Origin of the sequence: Micromonospora sp. M51, from assembly GCF_018070305.1 — a bacterium.
Lineage (GTDB): Bacteria > Actinomycetota > Actinomycetes > Mycobacteriales > Micromonosporaceae > Micromonospora > Micromonospora parva.
The window spans coordinates 1-6,281 of the sequence record NZ_JAGPXZ010000343.1; the positions used below are offsets into that span (position 1 = coordinate 1).

A 6,281-nucleotide genomic window follows, 5' to 3' on the forward strand; every position below is an offset into this window, starting at 1 on the left:
GAGCGGTCGGCGCACCCGCCGAGGACGTGCGCAGCCAGGTGATCGCGGCGAGTGTGCTGGCCGAGGCGTTGGCCGCCTGCGGACGCCCGGCGGAGGCGCTGTCCTGTGCGCAGGAGGCGGTCCGCCTGGCGTACGCGACCGAGCAGCGCAGCGAGCGGGCCGCGGCGGACGCCCTCCACGCCCGCCTGGCCGCACTGGTCTGAACCGTCCCGGGGAGGGTGCAGGTTCTGCCGGTTCTGGGGATGTGGTGCCCGGGGTGAGGGGCTAGCGTGTCACCACCGCGTACGGGTCCACAGTGGTGACCGTCGCCGTGCCTGGGGAGGCCCTTCATGAAGCTGCCGCGATCCATCGCGGGCTGGACCATCGCGGTCTTCGGCGTGCTGGCGCTGGTGATGGGCGCGGTCGGGCTGCTCTGGCCGGAGGCACAGCTGCGCATGCTCGGGTTCGAGGTGCCGGCGACGCGGGCCGTCGGTGACCACACCGGGACGTTCCTGCTGGCGTCCTCGATGGCGGCGTTCAACATGGGCGTCTACTACCTGCTCGCCACGGTGACCGAGTGGCGGGTGTTCTTCCGCTTCACAGTGGTCTTCCGGCTGGTCACGTTCACCGTGTTCACCATCGCGGTGCTGGCCGACATCGCTCCCGACCGGTTCTTCGGGGTGGCGGCGTGGGAGGGGCTGGGCGCGGTCGCCACCGCCATCGGTCTGCGTCTGGATGCCCGACGGGGCATCCCGGCCGGCGGGTCCGGAACGTCCGAGGGTGCCGGGACGACCGCGGTCGCCGAGGAGGGTACCGGTCCCACCGGTGCGGCTCCGGCGGACGCGGCGCGCTGAGCCATCGGTCGGGTTGGGTATTTTCGAGCGGTGACCGACTCCCCGACCGGCGGCGTGCGCGTGCCGATCGTGCCCGGCCTGACTGATTTGCGGGTCTTTGCCCGGGGCGGGTACGCGACCGTCTACCAAGCCACCCAGATCTCCGTGGACCGCGAGGTCGCCGTCAAGGTCGAGAACCGGACGCTGGACAGCGAGCGCGACCAGGCCCGCTTCCTGCGCGAGGCGCGGGCCGCCGGGCGGATGTCGTCACACCCGCACGTGGTGGACCTCTTCGACGTGGGGGTCACCATCGATCAGCACCCCTACCTGATCATGGAACTCTGCGACGGCTCGTACGCCGAACGGATGCGCACCTCGCCGCTGGGCCCGGTGGAGGCCCGCGACCTGGGCATCAAGATCGCGGACGCCCTGGCCCACTCGCACGCCGCCGGGGTGCTGCACCGGGACGTGAAACCGGCCAACATCCTCTACTCGGGCTTCAACTCGGCGGTGCTCGCCGACTTCGGGCTCGCCGTCCTCGCCGAGCACCGGGACGCCTCGGTCACCCTCGAGGTGCTCACCCCGGCGTACGCGCCGCCGGAGATGTTCAGCCACAGCCCGCCATCGCCGGCCGTCGACGTGTACGCGCTCTGCGCCACCCTCTACGCGGTGATGCACGGCCGACCGCCGCGCTGGCAGTCCGAGCGCAACCCGAGCCTGGTCACCGTGCTGGAGATGTTCAACCAGCCGCTCCCCGCCCTGCCGGGCGTGCCGGACGAGCTGATCGACGTGCTGCGCGCGGGCATGGCCAACGACCCGGGCGAGCGCCCCTCCGCCCTGGAGTTGCACGACCTGCTCAGCAACCTGCCGCTCGGCTCGCCGTCGGCACCGGTCAGCGGCGCTCCGATCAGCGGGGGCGCGACGCTGTCCGGCCCGTACGCGGCCAGCCAGCCGGTGCCCCGCCCACCCGTTGAGGACACCCAGCCGACCCTCTCCACCGGCCGGCGTTGGCGGCGGTGGCTCTTCGGCGGCATCGGGGTGCTCGCCCTGGCCGCCTCCGCGACCGCCGGGGCCTGGGTCGCGGACCGGGCGCCACCACCCACCCCGTACCCGTCCGCCACCCAGATCGCCGCGCCGGCGACCGGGCCGTTGCCCGGCTGCGCGACCGGCACCGGTGGGCCCACCGCCCTGCCCGAGGGCGCCCGGTGCCTGCCCGAGCTGGAGTGCTTCGGCCCGATGCGGATCCGCGGCAGCCGCGCCGAGGCGGCCCGGCTGTCCTGCGCCGGCCGACACACGTGGGAGACGTACGCCGAGGGCATCCTGCCGGTGTCGCTGGTCGGCGCCACCTACGACGAGGTGGCCGCCGCTGAACCGGTGCGGCAGGTGTGCAGCGTCACCACGTTCCGACTGACCACCGGGATCGCCGAGGTGACCGGCTGGCACCTGGAGGTGCTACCGCCGGTCGACGGCAGCATCGACCGGACCTACCGGTGTCTGGCGGGGCGCGGCGTGGACGCCCTCACCGCGCCCACGCTCACCGGCCGCTGAGGCCGTTCGACCCGCGTCGGCGGTCACGCACCGCACGCAACGCGTCCCGACTGTCCAACGCGTCGAGGGTGTCCGCGTCGATGCCGTACGGCATCAGCTCGGGCGGCCCGACGGCTGCCGACCGGTCCACCGGCTCCGGACCGTCGACCTGACGAGCGGCGGAGACGGCCACCCCGGCGACCATGGTCATCAGCACGCAGAGCAGCGCGAGAACCACGCCGAGCAGATCCTGCCGGCGCCACACGACCAGCATGACCAGCGGCGCAAGGGCTCCGAGCGCCGCGAGCACCGCCACTGTGCGCGCATCGGGTCTGGGCAATCGGCTCACCCGTCCAGCATGTCGTGACGAGGCCGGCTGTCAACCGCAGAGCCGACTGTCGTGCCGATCGGCGTCGATCCCGGCCGACCCGGCCGACATGGCCCACGGCACCCACACGGACTGGACAAGAACCGCTACTCTCAGTGTCCCGCAGGCTCTTCCGGCAGCGAGGTCGCCCATGAGCTCAGGCAGTTCGCAATCCCGGCTCCGCTCGATCGCGTCGACGCTGGCGGTCGCCCTGACTCTCACCCTGGCCGCTGCCGCCGGTTGCGACAGCCGCAAGGAACCGGAGTTGTTGTCGGTGCAGGAGAAGATGCGCGAGACCCACATCTACGGCCAGTCGAAGCTGCGCATCGGTGTCGCCACGAACGAGCCGCTCATGGGTGAGTTGCGAAACGGCCAGCACGTCGGGTTCGACGTCGAGATCGCCCGGTACATCGCGGCCTCCCTCGGCTACGAGGGTGAGCAGCGGTTGGAGTTCGTGGCGGTCGCCACCGAGGACCGCATCCCGTCACTCCAGGGCGGCACCGTCGACCTGGTGGTGTCCAGCTTCTCCATGACCGAGGACCGTAAGAAGCTGGTCAGCTTCGCCGGGCCGTACTTCGTCACCACGCAGGAGGTGATGGTGCCGGTCCGACTCAAGGACAAGATCCGCACCATTGAGGACCTGCGCGACCCGGCCTACAAGGTCTGCACCAGCGGCGGCTCCACCACCGAGGCCGAGTTGGAGAAGCACCAGGTCAAGACGTTCGTGGTCAAGAACGTCGGCGACTGCGTCGACGGCATCCGGAAGGGCCGCTACGACGCGGTCAGCTCCGACGAGTCGATCCTCGCCGGCTTCCTGGCCAGCTTCCCCAAGGAGTTCGAGATCGTCGACATGCCGTTCGGCACCAGCGAGTTGCTGGGCATCGGCGTGCCGATCGGTGATCCCGCGCTGCGCGACCTGGTCGCGTACTTCCTGCAGAAGAGCTACGAGCAGGGTCGCGACGGGGATGCCAGCCCCTGGCAGACCGCGTACAACCGAACCCTCGGCCCGTGGCTGAAGGCCGAGAAGCGCCAGCCGCAGCCGCTGGAGGTGCCGAAGCTCGTCGACTTCGACGACAAGGCGCCCGCGAAGTGAGCGCGGCACCGACCGCCACCGGCGGCGACGGGCCGGTGCCGCCGCCCCGCAGCTCCGTGCCCGGCGGCGCTGCCGAGGCGCCGAGAGTCGACGGTACGGTCACCGCAGCACCGGTCGTCGACCCTCCACCGGCCGGACCGGACGGTGAGGTCGCCTGGCCGGCCGCCGTGCCGGTCGCCGAACCGGCCGAACCGGTCGTCGCCGAGGTGCAGCCCGGGCGGGTCCGCTGGGATCCGGCGGAGCGGCGAGCCCGAGCCAGCCAGTCGTTCTGGACCGCCGTGGTGGGCGTACCCGCGATCTTCTCGGTGCTCCGCCTCGGCGTGGAGGCCGGCGGCGAGCTTCAGACCACGCTGCTGCTGGTGGCCAACGTCGGGCCGGTCAACCTGCTCGCCGGCTTCCTGACCACGGCGGCCCGGCTGCTCTCCACCGGCCTGGTCGCGGTGTTCGCGCTCGGCGCGGTGCTGGCCGTCAGCGCGGACCGACTCCCGCCGGGCGCCCGGCGTCGCCCGCTCTTCGCCCGCTGGGCCGACATGACGCCGGCCTGGGTGGTGCTGGCCAGCTTCCTGCTCGCCCTGATCACCTGGCCGTTGCTCTACCTTCCGCTGCTGTTGCCGGCGTTCGTGGCCGCGTTCCAGCTGCGCCCCGGGCGGCTGCACGAACGGGTGGTGCCTCGGCTGCTGCTGATCGGCGCGCTGCTCGCCGGGTACGGCTGGCTGATGCTGCCGACTCTGCGTGCGGCGGTGCAGCAGGGTGGCGAGTTGCTGGTGATCGCGCTCATCGTGGTGCCTCCGCTGCTGGCCCTGTTCATCGCGGGGCCGCTGCCGGGCATGGTGATCCGGCCGCTGGCGTCGGTGACCGAGGTGGCGGTGCTCGCCACCCTGATCTGGGCAGCGGTGCCGGTGATCAGCACACCGGTGCTGCCGCTGACCGTCACCACCGTGGGCCCGGAGAGTGGGCCCACCGAGGACGTCCGCGGGCACGTGGTCACCACCGACGACGTCAACATGGTGATCCTCCAGGAACGGGGTGGGGTCCGGTACGTCCCTGTCGATCAGGTCCGCGCCCAGGTGCTCTGCCCGAGCGAGGAGGAGTTGCCCCGCCACCAACTGCGCATTCACGACTTCCACGTCGAGGATTCACTGTTGGAGGGCATGGGTCGTCGGGTCCGCCCGGTCCACCGCATTGACGCCGCCTGCCGTACGCCGGCCTGACCCCGTCCCGCCCCTTATGCCGCGATCTTGCACTTACTGTCCCGACGTAAAGGGCATCTCACGCATATCGACGACCGAAACTGCAAGATCGGCGTGGCCGTGCAGGCCGGGTCAGTACGACTTGTCCTGGCCGAGGACGTGTTGGGCCACGAAGTTGAGGATCATCTCGCGGCTGACCGGGGCGATCCGGCCGGCCCGGACCGCGCCGAGCAGGGTCGCCACCCCGTACTCGGTGGTCATGCCGGCCCCGCCGAGCACCTGGACGGCGGTGTCCACGGCGAGCGCGGCGGCCTCACCGGCCGCGTACTTGGCCATGTTGCCGGACACCCCGGCCTCCAGGTCGCGGCCAGCGTCGTACAGCGTGGCCGCCTTCTGGATCATGAGCCGGGCCAGCTCCACCTGCACCGCCGCGTGGGCCAGCGGGTGCGACACGCCCTGGTGGGTGCCGATGGTCCGACCACCCCAGACCTTGCGGGTGGCGGTGTACTCGCTGGCCCGCTCGATGGCGTACCGGCCGGTGCCGGCGCCCATCGCGGCCACCGTGATCCGCTCCGGGTTGAGCCCGGCGAAGAGTGCCGACAGTCCCGCGTCCAGCGACTCACCGAGCAGCGCGTCGGCGGGCACCCGCACGTCGTCCAGGTAGAGCAGGAACTGGTTCTCCGGAGACACGATCTCCATGTCCAGCTTGGACCGGGTCAGCCCGGCCGCGTCGGTCGGCACCAGGAACAGCGCCGGCTTGAGCTTGCCGGTCGAGGAATCCTCGGTACGCGCCACCACCAGCACGTGCCCGGCCTCGTCGACTCCGGAGATGTAGCACTTGCGACCGTTGAGCACCCAGTCGCCACCGTCGCGCCGGGCCACCGTGCCGAGCCGGTGGAAGTTGGAACCGGCCTCCGGCTCGGTGATCGCGAAGACGATCTTCTGGGAGCCGTCGGCCAGGCCCGGCAGGTGCCGTTTGCGCTGCTCCTCGGTGCCGTGTCGGTTGATCACGGTCGCCGCGATGGCTGGGGAGACCACCAGCAGCAGCAACGGGCAACCGGCCGCCGCCAACTCCTCGCAGACGATGGCCAGTTCGGTGATGCCGCCGCCCCCGCCGCCGTACTCGGTGGGGATGTTGACCCCCAGGTAGCCGAGCCGTCCCGCCTCGGCCCACAACTCGGTGGTGTGCTCACCGGCCTTCGCCTTCTCGACGAAGTAGCCGTGGCCGTAGCGGCGGCCCAGGGCCCGCACGGCGTCGCGCAACTGGTCCTGTTCGGGGGTGAGGTCGAAGG

At 71.6% G+C, this 6,281-nt stretch carries 7 protein-coding genes; 5 read left to right on the forward strand and 2 right to left on the reverse strand.

Features of this window, described 5'->3' with window-relative positions:
- The 3 genes from KBX53_RS18755 to KBX53_RS18765 all read left to right on the forward strand — a co-directional run.
- On the forward strand, positions 1-203 hold a 203-nt coding region (locus tag KBX53_RS18755), incomplete at its 5' end, for a hypothetical protein (RefSeq protein WP_210860673.1).
- 126 nt (positions 204-329) lie between these two features.
- The gene (locus tag KBX53_RS18760) at positions 330-833 is read left to right on the forward strand and encodes a hypothetical protein (RefSeq protein WP_030328062.1); all 504 of its coding nucleotides are present in this window, start codon (positions 330-332) and stop codon (positions 831-833) included.
- A gap of 30 nt (positions 834-863) precedes the next feature.
- Positions 864-2,360, forward strand: coding sequence for a serine/threonine-protein kinase (locus KBX53_RS18765; protein WP_030328060.1), 1,497 nt, complete (start codon positions 864-866; stop codon positions 2,358-2,360).
- Here the strand turns inward: KBX53_RS18765 and KBX53_RS18770 are convergent.
- Positions 2,347-2,688 (reverse strand): hypothetical protein, encoded by a 342-nt coding sequence (locus tag KBX53_RS18770; protein WP_156057243.1) that lies wholly within the window; start codon positions 2,686-2,688, stop codon positions 2,347-2,349. The genes KBX53_RS18765 and KBX53_RS18770 overlap by 14 nt on opposite strands.
- Positions 2,689-2,857: 169 nt before the next feature.
- Here KBX53_RS18770 and KBX53_RS18775 point away from each other — a divergent pair, with 169 nt between their 5' ends.
- Positions 2,858-3,799 carry a transporter substrate-binding domain-containing protein gene (locus KBX53_RS18775; protein WP_210860674.1) on the forward strand — a complete coding sequence of 314 codons (942 nt, stop codon included), beginning with the start codon at positions 2,858-2,860 and terminating at the stop codon, positions 3,797-3,799.
- Positions 3,796-5,010 carry a hypothetical protein gene (locus KBX53_RS18780; RefSeq protein WP_210860683.1) on the forward strand — a complete coding sequence of 405 codons (1,215 nt, stop codon included), beginning with the start codon at positions 3,796-3,798 and terminating at the stop codon, positions 5,008-5,010. The genes KBX53_RS18775 and KBX53_RS18780 overlap by 4 nt, the downstream gene beginning before the upstream one ends.
- A gap of 111 nt (positions 5,011-5,121) precedes the next feature.
- Here the strand turns inward: KBX53_RS18780 and KBX53_RS18785 are convergent.
- Positions 5,122-6,281 (reverse strand): acyl-CoA dehydrogenase family protein (locus KBX53_RS18785; protein WP_210860685.1); only part of this gene is annotated, 1,160 nt, incomplete at its 5' end.

Coding starts and splice junctions, on each gene's coding strand:
- KBX53_RS18775 (WP_210860674.1), top strand. CDS start 2,858: ATGAGCTCAGGCAGTTCGCAATCCCGGCTCCGCTCGATCGCGTCGACG.
- KBX53_RS18760 (WP_030328062.1), top strand. CDS start 330: ATGAAGCTGCCGCGATCCATCGCGGGCTGGACCATCGCGGTCTTCGGC.